Source organism: Kitasatospora sp. NPDC051853, assembly GCF_044452665.1.
Taxonomy (GTDB): domain Bacteria; phylum Actinomycetota; class Actinomycetes; order Streptomycetales; family Streptomycetaceae; genus Kitasatospora.
The window spans coordinates 147,328-167,524 of the sequence record NZ_JBITBY010000010.1; the positions used below are offsets into that span (position 1 = coordinate 147,328).

20 protein-coding genes are annotated in these 20,197 nt (G+C 73.5%); 8 read left to right on the forward strand and 12 right to left on the reverse strand.

From position 1 onward, the window contains the following. Nucleotides 1-55: 55 nt before the first annotated feature. Nucleotides 56-2,554: a CDP-glycerol glycerophosphotransferase family protein gene (locus ACIA8O_RS27740; protein ID WP_396296710.1), complete on the forward strand. Its 2,499-nt coding sequence runs from the start codon at nucleotides 56-58 to the stop codon at nucleotides 2,552-2,554. Nucleotides 2,555-2,581: 27 nt separating this feature from the next. Here ACIA8O_RS27740 and ACIA8O_RS27745 read toward each other — a convergent pair whose 3' ends face one another. The 6 genes from ACIA8O_RS27745 to ACIA8O_RS27770 form a co-directional block, all read right to left on the reverse strand. After that, nucleotides 2,582-3,154 (reverse strand): 2'-5' RNA ligase family protein, encoded by a 573-nt coding sequence (locus ACIA8O_RS27745; protein WP_396296711.1) that lies wholly within the window; start codon nucleotides 3,152-3,154, stop codon nucleotides 2,582-2,584. A 14-nt stretch (nucleotides 3,155-3,168) separates the two neighbouring features. Further along, nucleotides 3,169-4,206 (reverse strand): tryptophan--tRNA ligase, encoded by a 1,038-nt coding sequence (trpS, locus tag ACIA8O_RS27750; protein WP_396296712.1) that lies wholly within the window; start codon nucleotides 4,204-4,206, stop codon nucleotides 3,169-3,171. 30 nt (nucleotides 4,207-4,236) lie between these two features. Continuing rightward, on the reverse strand, nucleotides 4,237-5,127 hold the full coding sequence (locus tag ACIA8O_RS27755) for a hemolysin family protein (protein WP_396296713.1): 891 nt from the start codon (nucleotides 5,125-5,127) through the stop codon (nucleotides 4,237-4,239). Nucleotides 5,128-5,214: 87 nt separating this feature from the next. Beyond that, nucleotides 5,215-6,204 carry a malate dehydrogenase gene (locus tag ACIA8O_RS27760; RefSeq protein WP_396296714.1) on the reverse strand — a complete coding sequence of 330 codons (990 nt, stop codon included), beginning with the start codon at nucleotides 6,202-6,204 and terminating at the stop codon, nucleotides 5,215-5,217. A 214-nt stretch (nucleotides 6,205-6,418) separates the two neighbouring features. Then, a complete protein-coding gene (locus tag ACIA8O_RS27765; RefSeq protein ID WP_396296715.1) occupies nucleotides 6,419-6,793 on the reverse strand; it encodes a DUF3017 domain-containing protein in 375 nt (124 codons plus the stop codon). 41 nt (nucleotides 6,794-6,834) lie between these two features. Further along, the gene (locus ACIA8O_RS27770; protein ID WP_396296716.1) at nucleotides 6,835-7,692 is read right to left on the reverse strand and encodes a bifunctional methylenetetrahydrofolate dehydrogenase/methenyltetrahydrofolate cyclohydrolase; all 858 of its coding nucleotides are present in this window, start codon (nucleotides 7,690-7,692) and stop codon (nucleotides 6,835-6,837) included. A gap of 153 nt (nucleotides 7,693-7,845) precedes the next feature. Here ACIA8O_RS27770 and ACIA8O_RS27775 point away from each other — a divergent pair, with 153 nt between their 5' ends. From ACIA8O_RS27775 to ACIA8O_RS27785, 3 genes are all read left to right on the forward strand, one after another. Next, entirely contained in the window at nucleotides 7,846-8,259 is a 414-nt protein-coding gene (locus tag ACIA8O_RS27775; RefSeq protein ID WP_396296717.1) for a hypothetical protein, read from the forward strand. After that, the gene (locus ACIA8O_RS27780) at nucleotides 8,256-8,669 is read left to right on the forward strand and encodes a DUF2752 domain-containing protein (RefSeq protein ID WP_396296718.1); all 414 of its coding nucleotides are present in this window, start codon (nucleotides 8,256-8,258) and stop codon (nucleotides 8,667-8,669) included. Before ACIA8O_RS27775 ends, ACIA8O_RS27780 begins: the two co-directional genes overlap by 4 nt. Nucleotides 8,670-8,813: 144 nt before the next feature. Further along, nucleotides 8,814-9,458, forward strand: coding sequence for an RDD family protein (locus ACIA8O_RS27785; RefSeq protein WP_396296719.1), 645 nt, complete (start codon nucleotides 8,814-8,816; stop codon nucleotides 9,456-9,458). An 88-nt stretch (nucleotides 9,459-9,546) separates the two neighbouring features. Here the strand turns inward: ACIA8O_RS27785 and purH are convergent, their stop codons facing one another. Continuing rightward, complete coding sequence (gene purH, locus ACIA8O_RS27790) at nucleotides 9,547-11,127, reverse strand: bifunctional phosphoribosylaminoimidazolecarboxamide formyltransferase/IMP cyclohydrolase (RefSeq protein ID WP_396296720.1); 1,581 nt, start codon at nucleotides 11,125-11,127, stop codon at nucleotides 9,547-9,549. Further along, complete coding sequence (gene purN / locus ACIA8O_RS27795; protein ID WP_396296916.1) at nucleotides 11,124-11,765, reverse strand: phosphoribosylglycinamide formyltransferase; 642 nt, start codon at nucleotides 11,763-11,765, stop codon at nucleotides 11,124-11,126. Before purN ends, purH begins: the two co-directional genes overlap by 4 nt. Nucleotides 11,766-12,291: 526 nt before the next feature. Here purN and ACIA8O_RS27800 point away from each other — a divergent pair. Continuing rightward, a complete protein-coding gene (locus ACIA8O_RS27800) occupies nucleotides 12,292-12,912 on the forward strand; it encodes a hypothetical protein (RefSeq protein ID WP_396296721.1) in 621 nt (206 codons plus the stop codon). Between the two features lie 128 nt (nucleotides 12,913-13,040). On the opposite strand, the gene ACIA8O_RS27805 is transcribed toward ACIA8O_RS27800, so the two are convergent. Then, nucleotides 13,041-14,345 carry a DUF6350 family protein gene (locus tag ACIA8O_RS27805; RefSeq protein WP_396296722.1) on the reverse strand — a complete coding sequence of 435 codons (1,305 nt, stop codon included), beginning with the start codon at nucleotides 14,343-14,345 and terminating at the stop codon, nucleotides 13,041-13,043. A 135-nt stretch (nucleotides 14,346-14,480) separates the two neighbouring features. Between ACIA8O_RS27805 and ACIA8O_RS27810 the strand changes: the two genes are divergently transcribed. After that, nucleotides 14,481-15,977: a sigma factor-like helix-turn-helix DNA-binding protein gene (locus ACIA8O_RS27810; protein WP_396296723.1), complete on the forward strand. Its 1,497-nt coding sequence runs from the start codon at nucleotides 14,481-14,483 to the stop codon at nucleotides 15,975-15,977. Nucleotides 15,978-16,034: 57 nt separating this feature from the next. On the opposite strand, the gene ACIA8O_RS27815 is transcribed toward ACIA8O_RS27810, so the two are convergent. Beyond that, complete coding sequence (locus ACIA8O_RS27815) at nucleotides 16,035-17,030, reverse strand: LuxR C-terminal-related transcriptional regulator (protein ID WP_396296724.1); 996 nt, start codon at nucleotides 17,028-17,030, stop codon at nucleotides 16,035-16,037. Nucleotides 17,031-17,186: 156 nt separating this feature from the next. On the opposite strand from ACIA8O_RS27815, the gene ACIA8O_RS27820 reads away from it, so the two are divergent. Continuing rightward, a complete protein-coding gene (locus ACIA8O_RS27820; protein ID WP_396296725.1) occupies nucleotides 17,187-17,564 on the forward strand; it encodes a hypothetical protein in 378 nt (125 codons plus the stop codon). A gap of 126 nt (nucleotides 17,565-17,690) precedes the next feature. Then, nucleotides 17,691-17,837: a hypothetical protein gene (locus tag ACIA8O_RS27825; RefSeq protein ID WP_396296726.1), complete on the forward strand. Its 147-nt coding sequence runs from the start codon at nucleotides 17,691-17,693 to the stop codon at nucleotides 17,835-17,837. A 128-nt stretch (nucleotides 17,838-17,965) separates the two neighbouring features. On the opposite strand, the gene sucD is transcribed toward ACIA8O_RS27825, so the two are convergent. Together sucD and sucC are read right to left on the reverse strand one after the other, a co-directional pair. After that, entirely contained in the window at nucleotides 17,966-18,850 is an 885-nt protein-coding gene (gene sucD / locus ACIA8O_RS27830; RefSeq protein WP_396296727.1) for a succinate--CoA ligase subunit alpha, read from the reverse strand. A gap of 16 nt (nucleotides 18,851-18,866) precedes the next feature. Continuing rightward, nucleotides 18,867-20,039: an ADP-forming succinate--CoA ligase subunit beta gene (gene sucC / locus ACIA8O_RS27835; protein ID WP_396296728.1), complete on the reverse strand. Its 1,173-nt coding sequence runs from the start codon at nucleotides 20,037-20,039 to the stop codon at nucleotides 18,867-18,869. Nucleotides 20,040-20,197 lie beyond the last annotated feature (158 nt).

Here is a 20,197-nt window from a genome sequence, read left to right on the forward strand (position 1 = left end):
ACCTGCGGTTTTCGCCCGGTATGGGATGGGATCTTCCCTCCCGGAAGGCGCCCCCTTGTCCGTTCTCCGCACCGCCGGCGTGGTCGCCCAGCGCCGCCACGGGCCGGACGCGGAGTACCCGCCCGCACCGTCCTCGTACGGTCTGCGCGAGGTCCGGTGGACCGACGGCCGGCTGGAGCTGACCTGCTCCGCCCACCCGGGGGACCGGGACACCGCACGCCACCTGAGCGCGCTGGCCACCGTGCGCCTCACCCGGCCCGGGCAGGAGCCGCTGCGGCTGAGGACCCGTCAGCTGTACTGCCCCGAGGTCACCGAGGAGAGCGGCCAGGAGGAGTACAACCACGACTGGGCGGCCTTCACCGCGGAGCTCGACCCGGCCCGGCTGCGCGAGCCGGACGGCGGCTGGCCGGACGCCGAGTGGCTGGTCGAGGCGGTGCTGCCGGTCGCGGTGGGCCTGACCGGGCTGCGCCGCGAACAGGGCTCGCCCGGCCCGCACTGGTGCGGCTCCGGCGAGTACCCGCCCGCGCACTGGGTGGACCGCGACGTCCGGCTGCTGGTGCGCTTCACCGAGCGGGGCCTCACCGTGAAGCTGCACCGGGTCTGGAGCCGCCTCACCGGGCTGCGCCCGGTGCCGGGCGGCCTGGAGCTCTCCGGCTGGGCGCACGACGTGCCCGAGGGCACCGTGTACCGGCTGCGCCACCGGCAGGGCGGCGGCGAGAGCCGGCACCCCGTCAGCCCGCACGGCCGGGAGTTCACCGTCCGGCTGCCGTTCGAGGCGCTCACTCCGGGCGGCGGCGCCGACACCGAGCACTGGGACGGCGAGCTGCTGCGGCCGGACGGCTCCACCGAGCGGCCGGTGCTGGACGACCGCGCCGCCCCGGGCGGCCTGCTGCTGGCCCACCCGGCCGGCGGCGCCCTGACGGTCAAGCAACTGGCCGACGGCTACCCGCAGTTCTGCCTCCAGCCGGGCGCCGTGCTGGTGGACGCGGTGACCCCGGTCGAGGACGGCTTCCGGCTCGCCGTCCGCACCGAGCTGCCCGGGGACGGCCCGCTGGAGCTGGTGCTGCGGCACGCCAACGGCACCGGCGAGGTCCGCACCCCGGTGGAGCGCGGCACCGCCCTCACCGTGCCCGCCACCGTGACCGGCTCGGACCGCGCCCGCCGGCCGCTCCGACGCGGCATCTGGGAGCTGCGGCTGCGGCCGGCCGGCGACCGCTCGGCCGAGCGGCCGCTCCAGCTCACCGGCCCCGCCCTGGCCGCACTGCCCGCCGAGGTCCGGCTGGGCCCGGCGGCCGGCTTCCCGGCCGGCGGGGACAAGCGGGTGCGGCTGCGCAGCCGCTGGCACGACACCCTGATCCTGGACTCCACCCCGGTGCTGGCCCCGGCCGAGCGCAGCGCGTACGCGCAGCACCGGCTGCGCACCGGGGCGTACCCGGCCGCCCGCCGCCGGCCGCTGCGCGAGGCGGTGCTCTACGACGTCTTCGGCGGCCGCGGCTACGCCGACTCACCGCGCGCGGTGCACGCCGAACTCGCCCGCCGGGAGCTGCCGTTGGAGCACCTCTGGGTGGTGGACGACGCCCGGGCCCAGCTGCCCGCCGGGGTGCGGCCGGTGCGCGCCCACGGACCCGAGTGGTACGAGGCGCTGGCCACCTCCCGCTACCTGGTGGGCAACACGCACTTCCCGCCGTTCCTGCGGCGCCGCCCCGGCCAGGTGGTGGTGCAGACCTGGCACGGCTCGCTGCTCAAGCGGATCGCCCACGACGTGGCGAACCCCTGGCTGGCCGACGCCGGCTACCTGGCCGCGCTGGAGCGCGAGGTGCCGCAGTGGAGCCTGCTGGTCTCCCCCAGCGCCTTCGCCACCCCGATCCTGCGCCGGGCCTTCCGCTACGACGGCGAGCTGCTGGAGAGCGGCTACCCGCGCAACGACGTGCTGGCCGCCGGCACGGACCCGGCCGGTGTCCGCCGCCGCCTCGGCCTCCCCGACGGCAAGCGGGTGGTGCTCTACGCGCCGACCTGGCGGGAGGACCAGCAGCGGGCCAACGGCGACGGCTTCCGCCTGGGCCTGCGGCTGGACGTGGCGGCCGCCCGGGCCGCGCTCGGCGGGGACCACGTGCTGCTGGTGCGCCCGCACTCGCACGTGGCGGAGCCGCTGCCCGGCGCCGGGGACGGCTTCCTGTACGACGTCGGCGACTACCCCGACCCGCAGGACCTGCTGCTGGCCGCCGACGTGCTGGTGACGGACTACTCCTCGATCGTCTTCGACTTCGCCGTCACCGGCCGCCCGGTGCTCTTCTTCACCTACGACCTGGAGCACTACCGGGACACCCTGCGCGGCTTCTACTTCGACCTGGAGGCCGAGGCCCCGGGGCCGCTGCTGCCGACCTCGCCGGAGGTGGTGGCCGCGCTGCGCGCGCTGGCCGACGGACGGGGGCCGACGGAGCGTCAGGCCGCCGCGTACGAGCGCTTCCGGGCGGTGCACTGCCGGCTGGACGACGGCGGGGCGGCGGCCCGGGTGGTGGACCGGATGCTGGCCCTCGGGGCCGCCGGGGGCTGACGGGAGCCGACAGGGGCTGACGGGGGATCAGCCCCGGCTCTCCGGTGTGCCGAAGGCGTAGCTGCGCCAGGGGCGCCAGACCTCGTCCGCGCCGAAGCGGGAGATCGCGAAGCCGGTCACCGCGAACCGGGCGTGGAAGGAGCGGACCTTGGCCTGGGCCTCGTCCAGCCCCTCCTCGGCCAGGCCGTGGGCGACGGTGACGTGCGGGTGGTACGGGAAGGCGAGCTCGCGGGCCAGCGGGCCGGAGCGGACGGCGGCCTCCAGGCCGCGGCACTCCTGGGCGCCCTCCTCGACCTTGACGAAGACCACCGGCGAGACCGGGCGGAAGGAGCCGCTGCCCTGGAGCAGCATCCGGAACGGCCGGTACCCGGCGGCCACCTCGTGCAGGTGGGCCTCGACCTCGGCCAGCCGGGCGACGGCTATCTCGGTCGGCGGCAGCAGGGTGACGTGGGTGGGTATGGAGCGGGCGGCCGGGTCGCCGAGGGCGGCCCGGGCGTCCTGGATCGCGGTGCCGTAGGGCTCCGGCACGTGCACGGCCACGCCGATGGTGACGAGCTCCTCGGGGAGCTCGTCACCATCGGGCGCGGTCCGGGTGTCCATCGGCCGGGTGTCCGTCAGCGCTTCGGGGGCAGGAAGCCCATGCGGTCGTAGACGGTGGCCAGGGTCTGCGAGGCCACCTCGCGGGCCTTCTCGGCACCCAGGCCCAGCACGCGGTCCAGCTCGGCCGGGTCGTCCAGGTAGGTCCGGGTGCGGGCCTGGAACGGGGTGACCCAGTCGGCGAACAGCTCGGCCAGCTCGGTCTTGAGCGCGCCGTACATCTTGCCCTCGAAGTGGGCCACCAGCTGCTCGATCGACTGCCCGCTGAGCGCGGAGTGGATGCGCAGCAGGTTGGAGACGCCGGCCTTCTTCTCCTCGTCGTAGGTCACCACGGTGTCGGTGTCGGTGACCGCGCTCTTGAACTTCTTCGAGCTGACCTTGGGGTCGTCCAGCAGGTTCACCAGGCCCTTGGGCGAGGCGGCCGACTTGCTCATCTTGGCGGTCGGGTCCTGCAGGTCCTGGATCTTCGCCGTCTCCTTGAGGATGTACGGCTTCGGCACGGTGAAGGTGGGCGCGTACCGGGTGTTGAAGCGCTCGGCGAGGTCGCGGGTCAGCTCGATGTGCTGGCGCTGGTCCTCACCGACCGGGACGGCGTCCGCCTGGTAGAGCAGGATGTCGGCGATCTGCAGGATCGGGTAGGTGAACAGGCCGACCGTGGTGCCGTCGGCGCCCTGCTTGGAGGACTTGTCCTTGAACTGGGTCATCCGGCTGGCCTCGCCGAAGCCGGTCAGGCAGTTCATCACCCAGCCGAGCTGCGCGTGCTCGGGCACGTGGGACTGCACGAAGAGGGTGCAGCGCTCCGGGTCGAGGCCCGCGCCCAGCAGCTGGGCGGCCGAGATCCGGGTGTTCTCGCGCAGGGTCGCCGGGTCCTGCGGCACGGTGATCGCGTGCAGGTCGACCACCATGTAGAAGGCGTCGTTGGCCTCCTGGAGGTCCACCCACTGGCGCACCGCGCCGAGGTAGTTGCCCAGGTGGAAGGAGCCCGAGGTGGGCTGGATGCCGGAGAGGACCCGAGGACGGTCCTTGGCCGGACCGGTGACCGCTGCGTTGACCATGGGCGCCATTGTTCCAGCTTCACCGACCGCTCAGGAAACATCCGCCCCCGGAGCCTCGGACACTGTGACCGCGCTCACCCTGATCCGTTCGATCCGGCGGCCGTCCAGCTTGGCCACCGCGAGCCGCAGCCCGGCCTCCGTGGCCACCTGGTCGCCGGTGCCGGGGAGCCTGCCGAGCTCGCTGACCAGGTACCCCGCGACGGTCTCGTAGGGGCCCTCCGGAAGGGTGACGCCGGTCTCGGTGGCGAAGTCGGCGAGGTTGAGCAGTCCGTCCAGTTCCATCCCGCCGCCGGCCAGCCGCCGGGTGGCGGTGGTGTCCAGGGCGTCGTACTCGTCCCGGATCTCGCCGACCACCTCCTCGACCAGGTCCTCCAGGGTGACGATCCCGGCGGTGCCGCCGTACTCGTCGACCACGATGGCCAGGTGGTGGCCCTCGCGGCGCATCTCGCTCATCGCCTCCAGCACCCGCTTGGTGGCCGGGAAGAGCCGCACCGGCCGGGCCAACTCCCGTACCAGGCAGGCCTGTTCGCCGCGCGCGCCGTAGAGGTCGCGGACGTGCACGAAGCCCGCCACGGCGTCGTAGGAGCCCTCGGTGACGGGGTAGCGGGAGTGCGGGGCCCGGCTGGCCTGCTCGCGCACCTCGGCCAGCGGGCGGTCGGCGTCCAGGAAGGTGACCTCGGTGCGCGGCACCATCACCTCGCTCAGCCGGCGCTCCCCGGCGGCGAACACGTCGGCGATCAACTCCCGCTCGTCGTGGCCGAGTTCGGTGCTGGCGGCGACCAGGTCGCGGAGCTCCTCGGAGCTGGGCCCGGGCTGCTCCCCGCGCAGGCCGCGGACGTAGCCGAGCAGCCGGGCGAACGGGCGGCAGAGTTCGGCGAGCAGGGCGGCCAGCGGGACGAGCAGGAACAGGGCGAGGGTCACGGCAGGCAGCATACGACCGCGCTTCCCGGAAACGAGCCGGCCGGGCCGCCCCGTGCGGGGCGGCCCGGCCGTTCAGGTGAGCACGGCTCAGATCAGGCCGAGCTCCTGGACCGCGTCGCGCTCCTCGACCAGCTCCTGGACCGAGGCGTCGATCCGCTTGCGGGAGAACTCGGAGATCTCCAGGCCCTGGACGATCTCGTACTTGCCGTCCTTGCAGGTGACCGGGAAGGAGGAGATGATGCCCGGCTCGACGCCGTAGGAGCCGTCGGAGACGATGCCCATCGAGGTCCAGTCGCCCTCGGCGGTGCCGTTGACCCAGGTGTGCACGTGGTCGATGGCGGCGTTGGCGGCCGAGGCGGCCGAGGAGGCGCCGCGGGCCTCGATGATGGCCGCGCCGCGCTTGGCGACGGTCGGGATGAACTCCTCGGCCAGCCACTTCTCGTCGTTGACGGCCTCGGCGGCGTTCTCGCCGTTGACCAGCGCGTGGAAGATGTCCGGGTACTGGGTGGCCGAGTGGTTGCCCCAGATGGTCAGGCGCTGGATGTCGTTGACGGTGACGCCGAGCTTCTTGGCCAGCTGGGCGACGGCGCGGTTGTGGTCCAGGCGGGTCATCGCGGTGAAGCGGTCGGCCGGGACGTCCGGGGCGTTGCGCTGGGCGATCAGGGCGTTGGTGTTGGCCGGGTTGCCGACCACCAGGACCTTGATGTCGTCGGCGGCGTTGTCGTTGATGGCCTTGCCCTGCGGGCCGAAGATGCCACCGTTGGCCTGCAGCAGGTCGCCGCGCTCCATACCGGCGGTGCGCGGGCGGGCGCCGACCAGGAGGGCCACGTTGGCACCGTCGAAGGCGACCGACGGCTGGTCGGTGATGGTGATGTCGCGCAGCAGCGGGAACGCGCAGTCGTCGAGCTCCATCGCGGTGCCCTCGGCGGCCTTGACGCCCTGCGGGATCTCCAGCAGGCGCAGGTTGACCGGGACGTCGGCGCCGAGCAGGTGGCCCGAGGCGATGCGGAAGAGCAGCGCGTAGCCGATCTGGCCGGCCGCGCCGGTGACGGTGACGTTGACGGGGGTGCGAGTCATTTTCTGTCTACTCCAGCGATCGCCAGGGTGCCACGCCCCACCGCGCGCCCGCGCTGGAGCCGAGGACGATCTCTCGACATCGAGAGATCCGGGCGTCAGGTTATCGCAAGCCCGCCGCCGGGCGTGAGCACGGCACTGGCTGATACGTCACAACGGGCACGCACGAAGGCCCCCGCCGTGGCGGGGGCCTTCGTGTCCGGCCGCGTCGGCGGCCTCAGCGGCGCTGACGGCCGATGAAGTGGCCGAAGTTGTCCAGCACCGAGAGCCGCAGCCAGGGGTCGGGCTGGGCGATCAGCGTGAGCAGCACGATCACGGCGCCGAGGAAACCCAGCACCGTGACGTCGGTGAAGCGGCTGCGCACCGCCAGCATGCCGACCTCCGGCAGCACCAGCCGGAGCGCGGCGCCGACCAGCAGCGCGGCCCCGGTCAGCAGCAGCCCGTACTTGAAGTCGCCGAACCAGGTGACGCCCAGGCCGAGCGCCGCGAGGCAGAGCACCAGCGTTATCGGCCACTGCCGGACCGGCAGCGGGTGGCTGCGGTCCAGCGCCGCGGCCGAACCCTCGGGCGGAAGGGTGCCCGTGGTCTTCACCGGCCGCCGTCGCGACCGGCCTGGCATGGCCGCCACCGGGGTCAGCCGTTCGCGGCGCGCTCGGCCGCCACCACGATGTTGTTGAGCAGCATGGCGCGGGTCATCGGGCCGACGCCGCCCGGGTTCGGGGAGATCCAGCCGGCCACCTCGGAGACGCCGGGCTCCACGTCGCCCTGGATCTTGCCCTCGCCGTCCCGGCTGACGCCGACGTCGAGCACCGCGGCGCCCGGCTTGACGTCCTGAGCCTTGATCAGGTGACCGACACCGGCGGCCGCGACGATGATGTCGGCCTGCTTCAGGTGCTTGGACAGGTCCCGGGTGCCGGTGTGACAGAGCGTCACGGTGGCGTTCTCGGAGCGGCGGGTGAGCAGCAGCCCGATCGAGCGGCCGACGGTGACGCCGCGGCCGACCACGACCACCTCGGCGCCGTCGATCTCCACCTTGTGACGGCGGAGCAGCTCGATGATCCCGTACGGGGTGCAGGGCAGCGGGCCGTCGATGCCGAGGGCCAGGCGGCCGAGCGAGGTCGGGTGCAGGCCGTCGGCGTCCTTGGCCGGGTCCATCAGCTCCAGCACCGGGTTCGGGTCCAGGCCCTTGGGGAGCGGAAGTTGGACGATGTAGCCGGTGCAGGCCGGGTCGGCGTTGAGCTCCCGGACCACGTCCTCGACCTGCTGCTGGGTGGCGTCGGCGGGCAGCTCGCGCTGGATCGAGGCGATGCCGACCTCGGCGCAGTCGCGGTGCTTGCCGTTGACGTACCAGCGGCTGCCCGGGTCGTCACCGACCAGCAGGGTGCCGAGGCCGGGCACGACGCCCCGCTCCTTCAGGGCCGCCACGCGGACGGCGAGTTCGGACTTGATCGCGGCCGCAGTGGCCTTGCCATCGAGAATCTGGGCAGTCATGACGCCATTCTCCCGGATCGGGAGCGGTGCCCCGGCGCGTGGCACCCGGGTTGCGGTTGCGCCACATTTCGGCACGGACGGTGAGCACGGCTGGACACGGCGGGTACGCCCCAACCACGATGAGGGGACGTGACACACGGGGGGACCGCAGCAGTGAGCAATCCGTACCAGCAGCCGCCGCCTGATCCGTACGGCGGGTACGGGCAGCAGCCGCACCCGCACCAGCCGTACCCCGCTCCGGGGTACCCGCAGCAGCACCAGCAGCCCTACCAGCAGCCCGGCTACCCGATGGCGCCGATGGCCCCGGTCGGCCCGGTGGCGGAGCCGAACAGCATGGCCACCGCCTCGCTGGCGCTGGGCTTCGCCTCGATCGTCATCTGCTTCTACGGCGCACTGCTCGGCCCGGTCGGCCTGGGCCTGGGCATCGCCGGCTTCAACCGCGCCCAGCGCACCGGCATCGGCCGCACGCAGGCGATCGGCGGCATGGTGCTGTCCGTCCTCGGCCTGCTGATCGGCATCGCCGGGCTGGTCTTCTACGAGACCATCGCCGAGAACTACATCCAGTGATCCAGCAGTTGACGACCCGCTGGGCGGGCACGGCCGGCACGGCGCACGGCGGTGCGCTGCGGGTCGCCGTGCGCGCGGCCGGGGCGGCGGTGGCCGCGCTGGCGGTCGCACTGCTGCACGACGCGCACGACCCCGGCGTGCTCTGCCCGCTGCGCCGCTTCACCGGGATCCCCTGCCCGGGCTGCGGATCCACCACGGTCTTCATCGAGGCGGGGCACGGCGACCTCGCCGCCGCCCTGCTGGCCAACCCCGTGACGGTGGTGGCCGGTCTCGGCCTGCTGCTGGCGCCGCTCGGCCCGGGGCGCTGGTGGTGGGGGCTGTCGAACCGTCACCGGAATGTCCTGATCGGTACCGCTTTAACGGTGTCCTGGCTCTGGCAGTTGCACCGTTACGACTTCCTGCTGCCGTAGTTCCAAGACTTTCTGACGGAAAGTGACCTCCATCGTGTCACTCCCTTCCGCTAATCTCCCACCCGGTCGGCACGTCAACTGCCCGTCCGTCCCAGGGTTTCTTGCACCCGTCCCAACCTCACCATCCCGCCCACGGAGGCATTGATGAGCTACCCGCCCGACCCGAACAACCCGTACGGCCAGCAGCCCCCGCAGGGCTACGGCTACCCGCAGCAGGGCGCCCCGCAGGGCCAGCCCGGCTACGGCTACCCGCAGCAGCCCCCGGCCGGCCAGCCCGGTTACGGCTACCCGCAGCAGCCGCAGGCCGGCTACGGCCAGCCCGGCGGCGGCTACCCGAACGCGGGCAACGTGCAGAACTTCTACGCGGGCTGGGGCAGCCGCGTGGTCGCCCGCATCATCGACAGCCTCGTGGTCGGTCTGATCCCCGCCATCATCCTGTTCGCGATGCAGCCGAAGACCGAGTACAACGCGGCCACCCGCACCTTCGAGACCACCGGTGGCGGCGGCGCCTACTACGCCTTCAACTTCCTCTTCACCGTCCTCATATGGGCCATCCTGGCCTGGATGAAGAGCTCCATGGGCCAGTCCCTGGGCCAGAAGGCCGTCAACATCCGCATGGTCCGCGAGTCGGACGGCCAGAAGCTGAGCTTCGGCGCCGCCTTCGGCCGCGAGGCGCTGCACCTGCTCGACTACGTCTGCTGCATCGGCTTCCTGTGGCCGCTGTGGGACGCGAAGAAGCAGACCTTCGCCGACAAGATCATGGGCACCGTGATCGTCAAGGCGAACTGACGCACCGCACGCAACGGCCCCGCACACCTCACGGTGTGCGGGGCCGTTGCGCGTCGCCGGCTCAGTCGGCGCGGCGGGCCGGGGGCACTCAGTGGAAGAAGTGCCGGGTCCCGGTCAGGTACATCGTCACGCCGGCCGCCTTCGCGGCGGCGATGACCTCGTCGTCGCGGACCGAACCACCGGGCTGGACCACGGCCTTGACGCCGCCGTCCAGCAGCACCTGGAGGCCGTCCGGGAACGGGAAGAACGCGTCCGAGGCGGCGTACGAGCCCTGCGCCCGCTCGCCGGCCCGCTCGACCGCGAGCTTGGCCGAGTCGACCCGGTTGACCTGGCCCATGCCGACGCCGACCGAGGCGCCGTCCTTGGCCAGCAGGATCGCGTTGGACTTGACGGCCCGGCAGGCCCGCCAGGCGAAGGCCAGCTCGGCCAGCTCGGCCTCGGAGAGCGCCTCGCCGGTGGCCAGCGTCCAGGTCGACGGCTCGTCACCCGCGGCGTCCACCCGGTCGACCTGCTGCAGCAGGGCGCCGCCGGAGATCGGCCGGACCTCGACCGCGTTGGCCGGGGCCTCGGGGGCGCGCAGCACCCGGATGCTCTTCTTCCGGGCCAGCACCTCGACGGCGCCGTCCTCGTACGCCGGGGCGACGACGACCTCGGTGAAGATCTCGGCGATCTGCTCGGCCAGCTCGACGGTGACCGGACGGTTCACCGCGATCACGCCGCCGAAGGCGGAGAGCGGGTCACAGGCGTGCGCCTTGCGGTGCGCCTCGGCGACGTCCGCACCAGTGCCGATGCCGCACGGGTTGGCGTGCTTGATGATCGCGACGGCCGGCTCGGCGTGGTCGTACGCGGCCCGGCGGGCGGCGTCGGTGTCCACGTAGTTGTTGTACGACATCTCCTTGCCGTGCAGCTGCTCGGCGCCGGCCAGGCCGCCCGTGCCGTCGGTGTAGAGGGCCGCCTGCTGGTGCGGGTTCTCGCCGTAGCGGAGCACGTTCTGGCGCTCGTAGGTGGCGCCCAGGAAGGCGGGGAAGCCCTCGGTGGCCTCGGTGTAGCCCGAGCCCTCGAACCAGGAGGCCACCGCGACGTCGTAGGCGGCGGTGTGCGCGAACGCCGCACCGGCCAGGCGCTTGCGGGTCAGCAGGTCGAAGCCGCCGCCCTGAACGGCCGTCAGGACGTCCGCGTAGCGGGCCGGGTCGACCACCACGGCCACCGAGGGGTGGTTCTTGGCGGCGGCGCGGACCATCGACGGGCCGCCGATGTCGATCTGCTCGACGCACTCGTCCGGGGTGGCGCCGGAGGCCACGGTGGCGGTGAACGGGTAGAGGTTCACCACGACCAGGTCGAAGGGCTCGATCTCCAGCTCGGCCAGCTGCGCGCGGTGCGACTCCAGGCGGAGGTCGGCCAGCACGCCGGCGTGCACCCGGGGGTGCAGGGTCTTGACCCGGCCGTCCAGGCACTCCGGGAACCCGGTCAGCTCGGAGACCTCGGTGACCGGCACGCCGGCCGCGGCGATCCGGCCCGCGGTCGAGCCGGTGGAGACGATGGTGACCCCGGCGGCGTGCAGGCCCTGGGCCAGCTCCTCCAGACCGGTCTTGTCGTACACGCTGATCAGCGCGCGGCGGATCGGGCGGACGTTCTCCGAGACGGGGGGCGTGGTGGAGCTGGCACTCATGCCGGAATCCATACCTTTCGGTCCTCGATGCGGTGACCCTCGCGGGCCAGGCGGCCCACGACGTCGACGAGCAGCTGGCGCTCGACAGTCTTGATGCGCTCGTGCAGGGCGTCCCCGCCGTCCGCGTGGTCGGTCTCCTCGACCTCGACCACACCCTGGGCGATGATCGGGCCGGTGTCCACGCCGCCGTCCACCAGGTGGACGGTGCAGCCGGTCACCTTCACCCCGTACGCGAGCGCGTCGGTCACGCCGTGCGCACCCGGGAAGGCGGGCAGCAGCGCGGGGTGGGTGTTGACGATCCGTCCGGCGAAGGCGGCCACGAACTCCGGGCCGAGGATCTTCATGAACCCGGCGGTGACCACCAGGTCCGGCGCATACGCGGCCACCGCCGCGGTCAGCGCGGCGTCCCAGGCGGCCCGGTCCGGGTGGTCCTTGATCCGTTCCACGAAGGACGGGATGCCCGCCTTCTCCGCGCGCTCCAGGCCCGCGATGCCGTCCCGGTCCGCTCCGACGGCGACGATCTCCGCGCCGTAGGCGGGGGTCACGGCGTCGATCAGCGCCTGGAGGTTGGTGCCCGATCCGGAGACCAGCACCACGAGACGGGTGGGGCCCGGGGTCCGCGGCGGGAAGGTCTGCACGGCGTCAGTCGGGGCTTCGGTCGGGGTGGACTGGGCGGAAGCAGCGGCCACTGCGCGAATCTCCGTCGGTCGGGTGCCCGCTGGTACGTCCACCGTCGGTGGGGCCACTACGGGCGGCGCCTGGTCGGGCCGGGAACCAGTGCCTCGCCTGGCAGGTTATGACCCATGAGGAGCGTCGTTCGGTGCGTGCTCTCGGCGTGCCGACCGGGAGGCCTCGTAGCGGAGCTACTTGGCTTTTCGGCCGGTGCGGCGAGAGTGCGTGCCGGGCGGCGCGACGGGTCATGACCTGCCAGGCGAGGCACTGGTCCGGGCGTCGACCGTCACCACGATAACGGCTGGTCGGAGGGCCCTCGTAACCGCCCGGCAACGCTACGCGCGTAGTTGAGACGGGGATCTCGCGGCGCGCTGATCCACCACACCCGTGTGACTCCCGCACACCCCTGCGGGATCATTGACCCGGCCCACCCGGGTCCGCCCCCGGTTCCACCCCCGGCCCGACCACCACGACGAAGGATTTGGCTGACAGATGAGCAGCGGAGACGACACCGGCGAGCGCAACCCGTTCGCGCCGCCGCCGGCGGATGCCCCCGACCAGCCCTGGCAGCCGCGCACCCCGCCGCCCGGCTCCTCCTCCCCCGAGGGCGAGGACGACCGCGGCCTGGTCCCGCCGCCGCACCCCTGGAGCCCCGGCCACCGGGGCAACGGCTGGGGCACCCCGCCGCCGGCCCCGCCGCAGCCCAAGTTCGACCCCAACGACCCCGTCCAGCGCCGCTCCCGGCACGCGCTGATGGCCGGCATGGGCGGGCTGTTCTGCGTGGTCCTCGGCATCCCCTACGTCGCCCTGCTGCTCGGCGCCCTGGCCGCCTACTGGGGCATCAGCACCCTGCGCGCCAACCACCGCCCCAACCCCGACGCCACCCCCTCGGCCGCCGGGCCGCAGCCCGTCCGCCCGCAGACCCCCGCCGCGGTCGGCGGCCTCGTCACGGGAGGCGTCACGGTCCTCTTCGTGCTGGCCTCGTTGGGCGTCACGCTCTACTACCAGGACTACGTGACCTGCGTCAGCGAGGCCCTGACCGCCCAGGCCGCCGACAGCTGCGACAACCTCGCCCCGAGCATCATCGTCAACCTGTACAACCCGGGGCGGTAGCCCACCGCCGAGGGTGCTGCCGCGGCCGGTGCGGAGGCGGTGATCCCGGGGGCCCGGGGCACTGCGCGGGTCCGGCAGGCGGCCCAGCGCTGGATCGGGGCGGGCGAGCCGGTCGCACGTGCCGCCGCTCACCCGGTTCTGCGAACGCCCAGCTCGGAGAGCCGGACGACCGCCGCGTGGGTGGTCCGGCGGACGCGCGGGAGGTGACGGGTGGTCAGGGCCGGCCAGGTGCGGGCCAGCAGGGCTCCGGGGACGGTGGTGACGGCCAGCCAGGCGGTGGCGGCGAGGGCGGACTGCCAGGGGACCGGCCCCAGGTCGGCCATCCGGTCGGCGGCCAGTGCGCCGCCCGCGGCCCAGGCGGCGAGCCCCACCGCGGCTCCGGCCAGCAGCGAACTGCCCAGCGCGGCCAGCGCGGTGGCCACCGGGTGCCATCCCCCCTGCACGGCCGCCCGCCCGAGCAGGGCCGCCGGGACCAGCCCGGCCAGCAGCGGCAGGACGCAGACCACCGGCCACCACCCCGGCGCCCCGCTCTCCGGCAGCAGTGCGAAGAGCGGGAAGTCCGGCACCTCCCCGACCCGGGCCCCGAGCGGCGCGACCACCGTGCCCGTCCCGACCGCGAAGCCCGGCCCGAGGGCGTAACCGGCGGCCCAGAGCACCGCGTTGGGCACCAGCAGCGCACAGGCCAGGGTCAGCCCGCCGACCGTCGCGGGCCCGCCGCCGAAGTCCGCCGCCGACCGCCCCGCCGCGCCCAGCCCGAGCAGCAACGCCCCGCCGAACACCGCCCCGCCCGCCCCGACCAGACCGAGCACACCCGCCGCCACGGCCCGCAGCACCGCCGGACCGCCGCCGCCGGGCCGGGCCCGCTCCGGCACCCACCCGGTCCACCGCTCCGACGGCCCGAGGCGGGCCGGCAGCCGCAGCCGGCCGTTCACCGAGCCGACCCCCGCCCCGAGCGAGACCGCCACCAGCAGCGCGACCGCCGCCAGGTCGGGCAGCGGGCGGGCCCGCAGCTCCCCCTCCCCCGAGCAGTGCGCGACGGCGGCCAGCGCCACCGTCAGGTACCCGGCGCACACGGCCAACGGCGCGCGCCAGTGCAGGCGTTCGCGCCGCCCCAGGCGCTGCCCCGTACGGACCAGCAGCACGGCGGTGACCACGGTGGGCAGCAGCGGGGTGAGGGTCAGCGGGACGCCGGCCGGGCCCCGGGTGAGCGGGGCCCCGTGGCCGAGCAGCCAGAGTGCGCCGGCCACCCGCCCGGCCCCGGCGGCGGTGTCGTCCGCGTACGGGGTGACCACCCAGAGGGCCAGCACCGGCACGGCCACCAGGGCCAGGGTGAGCAGCGCGGTGCGGACTCCGGCCAGCAGGTCGGCGAGGAAGGGGCGGACTCCCAGTTCGCCCGGCAGGCCCAGGATCGGACGGCCCATCAGCTGCGTCATGGGCCTCATGCTCCCAAGATCACCCGTTGTGCCCCGTGAAGAGGCGAAGCTCCGCCGTGTCCCGGATTATCGCCTTATGTGCCTAGTCCCGGTCCGAGCCCGCGTCCAGCCCGGCCCCCCGCCCCGGGAGGCGCGGTGACCTCCCCCGCGCCCGCACGTCCGCACACCGATCCGGCCCGGCTGCTCCGGCTGCTGACGCCCCGTGAGGCACACGCCCTCGCCCTGCTCGCCTCCGGCCGGGACACCCGGGCCATCGCCGAGGCCCTCGGCGTCCCCACCAGCACGGCCCGCACCCACCTGCACCGGGCGATGCGCAAGCTCGGCGTGCACACCCGCGCGGAGGCCACCGCCGCGGCCGCCCTGCTCGCCCCGGCGCCCGCGCCCGCCGCCGTCACACCCGCCCCCGAACCCACGGTCGTCCCCGGGACCGTGGCCGAATCCGGGACCGTCCGGGACCCGCGGCCGGAGGGCTTCGAGGAGTTCTGCGCGCTCACCCACGCCCGGCTGGTGCAACAGACCTTCCTGCTCACCGCCTGCCGCCACCGCGCCGTGCACGCCGTGCACCTGGCCCTCTCGGCGGCCGGCCGCCGCTGGCCGGAGGTGGGTGCCCTGCCGGACCCGGAGTCCTGGGCCCGCGCGTACGCCTTCGAGGCCGCGCAGGCGTTCTGGCACCGCGGCGGCCCGCGCCGGTCCCACCCGTGGCGGCTGCCGAAGCGCCGCATCCGGGTGCACCCGCTCCCGGACGCCGCGGCCCCCGCGCCGGACGGCCTCACCCCGCGCGACCGCGACCTGCTCAAGGCGCTCGGCCGCCTGACCCGCCCTCAACTGCGGGCCCTGGTGCTGCACGACGCGCTCGGACTGCCCGCCGAGGAGGTGGCGGCCGAGGTGGAGTCCAGTACGGCCGCGGCGGCCGGGCGGGTGCGCAGCGCGCGGGCCGCCCTGGCCGCCTCGGTACCGGCCCTGGTCGGGCCCGACCCGACGGCGGAGGACTTCGGCGAACACCTCGGCGGGCTGCTGCACCGGGCGGCGGTGCACGGCTGCCCCGCGCCGAAGGCGCCCGCCCCCGGGCTGCTCCGGGCCCGCGGACGGCTGCGGTCCGGGCTGCTGACGGCCGCCGCCGGGGTGGTCACGCTGGGCATGACGGGAGCCATCGTGGCCACCCTGGCGGGCAACGGACCGTCAGCCCTCTTCCGGGAGCCCGCACTCGCGCCCCCGTCGGTCTGCTCCACCGCCGACAGCGGGAGCGCGGGGCCCGCCCTGCCGGGCGTCACGGTCTGGCCGGGCCTGCTCAGCCACTGGTGCGGCCCGACGCCGGGCAGCCCACTGCCAGTGGGCCCGGCCCCCGACCCCGCCCCGGCGGCCGACGCCGCCCCGGCCACCCCCGGCCCGGGCCCGCTGGCCGAGGCGGTGCTGCCCCCGGCCCCGCCGGTCGCCGCGCCCGCCACACCCGTGGCCTCCGCAACGCCCGTGGCACCTGTGGCGCCCGCGGCGGCGGGCCCGGCCGTACCGCTGCTCCCGCCGGTACCGGTACCGGTCCCCGCCGCGCCCTGCCCACCGCTGCGGCTCTGCCCGTCCGCCGGGCCCGGCGGCCCTGCGGACGCCCCGTTCCGCTACGAGCTGCCGCCTTCCTGACGGCGGCTCACCGGGGAGCGCCGGAACCGCCCGGCCCCCGGGTCGGCGCGGCCCCGGTCAGGGGCGGCTCGGCAGCCAGCCGTGCTGGACGGCCTTGACCCCGGCCTCGAAGCGGCTGCGAGCGCCCAGACGCTCCATCAGTTCGGTGGCGGTCCGCCGGGCGGTCCGCTGGGAGACCCCGAGCCGCTTGCCGATCGCCTCGTCGGTGAACCCCTCGGCCAGCAGCCGCACGGCGGTGGCCTCCTGTGGGGTGAGCCCGTTGACGTCCGGGGCGGAGGAGGAGCCGAGCGGCTGGGCGGTCGACCAGACGTTCTCGAACAGCGCGCAGAGCGCGGTCACCGTCCCGTGCCCGGTGAGCACCACCGCGGCGGCTCCGCTGTCCTCACCGTGCACCGGGATCACCACGGTGGACCGGTCGGTGATGATCATCCGAGTCGGCAGCGAAGGCGCCAGCCGGACCTGGCCGCCGCGCTCGGCGAGCCACTCGACGTGCTCCACCGTCGGCTGGTGGTTGCGGCAGCTCTCCAGGTAGACGGTGCGCATCCGGACACCCCGCTCCAGCAGGTCCTGGTTGAGCGGCCGGGAGGCCACCATGCTCTCCTGCGGCTGCCCGCCCCCCGGGGCGAAGGTCATCACCTCGTCCCGGACCTCCCTGGTGAGCGAGGCGAGCTTGCCCCGGATCGCGTCCAGCCCGACCAACTGCTCCACACCCGGGTGCGCGGCGGCCGGGCGGATCTCCGAGTACTCGGCGATCAGCTGGGCGGCAGCTGCCCGGGAGGCCTCGATCCGCAGTTGCTGGGCGGCCAGCTCGGCCTGCTGGCGGGACATCAGGATCTCCATCCCGACGTCCGGCGAGACGGCACGCAGGGCCCCGCTCTGCTCGTAGGACGGCCGCACCAGAGCGAGCTCGCTGAGGACGTCCAGTGCTCCCCGTACGGCCTCCTCGGAGAGCCCGGCGGCCATCGCCAGACCGGCCACGCCCTCCTGCGGGTGTATCAACATGGTCCGGTAGACAGCTTCGGAAGCCGCATCGAGTCCGAGAGTCGTGAGCATTTCCCCCACCTAGATCGCTCTCCCACGAAGTATTCGGCAAATCATTACACGGCACTCCGTCATGTGACGATCACGTTTGGACGCTTCGGGCCAAGGCCCAGACCGTCCAGCTTTCACCCCTGTTCAGCCGATTCAGGTACTGCCACAGTCGGCGCCATGTACCTCATCCACGTCGAACTCCGGCAATCTGCGCAAGGAGGCGAACTCCCCCCGGACACGGCCGAACTGATCCGCGCGGCCGCGCGCCCGTCGGACCGGCTGGAGCACGTCGTGGTGCACGAACGGGTGGTGCCGCACCCGGTGGTCGGACTCTTCCTGATCGCCGATGACCTGCACCAGGCCGAGCAGCGGGCCGCCGGTCTGGCCGACCGGGCGGTCCACTCCCACCCCACCCTGCTCGGCTGGCGCCCCGGCCGGGCGGCCGCTCCGCTCATCGCCCCCGCCGTGGAACTCGGGCTGGCCGGTTACGGCCTCGGTGGACGGAACGGTCCAAGGCCCTTTCCGTCCACCGTGGACCCCTTCCACCAGCCCTGAGCTGCGACGAGAGTAGTGATCGCCGGAAGGGACACCCCGCCGGCCGGCCCGGAGGCCGAAAGCGTCACCGCGGGACGCAGGACTCCGGAGCCACTCCACACACCACTGCTCCCGTAAGGACTCGTCATGCTGTGCTCCTCCGTCGCCAAGGCTGCCGCGGTCATCGCCCTCGCCCTCGCCGCCGCCCTCCCCGCCCTGGCCGCCCAGAGCACCCCGGCCACCGCCGCCCCCGCCACCAAGGTCGTCGTCCAGTACGACATGACCTGGTCCTGATCACCGGGCAGCAGGGCTCTCCACCGGGGACCGCCGCACCTGCAGGGCAGCCGTCCCGCCAACGCCGAAGGACCCACGCCGGGGGGCGCGGGTCCTTCGGTGCTTGCCGTACTGCCGTGCGGTGAGCCTTACTTGGAGATCAGCTCACGGGCCAGGCGGGCGGTCTCGGACGGCGTCTTGCCGACCTTGACACCGGCGGCCTCGAGGGCCTCCTTCTTCGCCTGGGCGGTGCCGGAGGAGCCGGAGACGATGGCGCCGGCGTGGCCCATGGTCTTGCCCTCGGGGGCGGTGAAGCCCGCGACGTAGCCGACGACCGGCTTGGTGACGTACTCGGCGATGAAGGCCGCGGCACGCTCCTCGGCGTCACCGCCGATCTCACCGATCATCACGATCAGCTCGGTGTCCGGGTCGTCCTGGAACGCCTTGAGCGCGTCGATGTGGGTGGTGCCGATGACCGGGTCGCCACCGATGCCGACGGCCGAGGTGAAGCCGATGTCCCGCAGCTCGTACATGAGCTGGTAGGTCAGGGTGCCCGACTTCGAGACCAGGCCGATCTTGCCGGCCTGGGTGATGTCGGCCGGGATGATGCCCGCGTTGGACTGACCGGGGGAGATCAGGCCGGGGCAGTTCGGGCCGATGATCCGGGTCTTGTTGCCCTTGGAACCGGCGTAGGCCCAGAACGCGGCGGTGTCGTGCACCGGAACGCCCTCGGTGATGACGACCGCGAGGCCGATCTCGGCGTCGATCGCCTCGACCACGGCGTCCTTGGTGAACTTCGGCGGAACGAAGATCACGGTGACGTCGGCGCCGGTGGCCGCGATGGCGTCCGCGACGGAGCCGAAGACGGGCACCTCGGTGCCGTCGACGTCAACGGTGGTGCCGGCCTTGCGCGGGTTCACGCCACCGACGATCTGGGTGCCCGAGGCGAGCATCCGACGGGTGTGCTTCATGCCCTCGGAGCCGGTCATGCCCTGGACGATGACCTTGCTGTCCTTGGTGAGGAAGATAGCCATGATTCAGTCCCCTTCCTTACTTGTTGGCCAGCTCGGCGGCGCGGTCGGCCGCACCGTCCATGGTGTCCACCTGCTGCACCAGCGGGTGGTTGGCGTCGGTCAGGATCTTGCGACCCAGCTCGGCGTTGTTGCCGTCGAGGCGGACGACCAGCGGCTTGGTGACCGCCTCGCCCTTCTCCTCGAGCAGGGCCAGCGCCTGCACGATGCCGTTGGCGACCGCGTCGCACGCGGTGATGCCGCCGAAGACGTTGACGAAGACCGACTTGACGTCGGCGTCGCCCAGGATGATCTCCAGGCCGTTCGCCATCACCTCGGCGGAGGCGCCGCCACCGATGTCGAGGAAGTTGGCGGGCTTGACGCCACCGTGGTTCTCACCGGCGTAGGCGACCACGTCGAGGGTGCTCATGACGAGGCCCGCGCCGTTGCCGATGATGCCGACCTGGCCGTCGAGCTTGACGTAGTTCAGGCCCTTGGCCTTCGCCGCCGCCTCGAGCGGGTTGGCGGCGGCCTTGTCCTCGAGCGCCTCGTGCTCCGGCTGACGGAACTCGGCGTTCTCGTCCAGGGAGACCTTGCCGTCGAGCGCGATGATCTTGCCGTCGCCGGACTTGATCAGCGGGTTGACCTCGACGAGGAGGGCGTCCTCCTTGATGAAGACGGTCCAGAGCTTCACCAGCACGTCGGCGACCTGGTCGGCGATCTCGGCCGGGAACTTGGCCGCGGCGACGATCTCGGCGGCCTTCTCCGGGGTGCAGCCCTCGTTGGCGTCGACCGGGATCTTGGCGAGCGCGTCGGGGTTCTCCTCGGCGACGACCTCGATCTCCACGCCGCCCTCGACGCTGGCCATGGCCAGGAAGGTGCGGTTGGTGCGGTCCAGCAGGAAGGAGACGTAGTACTCCTCCTTGATGTCCGCCGTCTGAGCCAGCATCACCTTGTTGACGGTGTGGCCCTTGATGTCCATACCGAGGATCGCCTCGGCCTTGGCGACGGCGTCGGCCGGGTCGGTGGCGAGCTTCACGCCACCGGCCTTGCCTCGGCCACCCACCTTCACCTGAGCCTTGACGACGGCGCGGCCGCCGAAGCGCTCCGCGATGGCGGCAGCGTCTGCGGCGGTCTCGATGACATCGCCGTCAAGCACGGGCACGCCGTGCTTGGCGAAGAGGTCCCTCGCCTGGTACTCGAACAGGTCCACGTGTTTGTCCTTGTTCGTGGTCGCGGATTGTGTCTCTACGAGCGTGCCACGGCAGGATCTTCGCTGCGGGTCGTCGAGGCTGGGCGGGTACGCAGAGACAGCCTTGCGGCCCACACAGCCACGGGCGCACACGTCAATCAACACGCGCGTCACGTCCG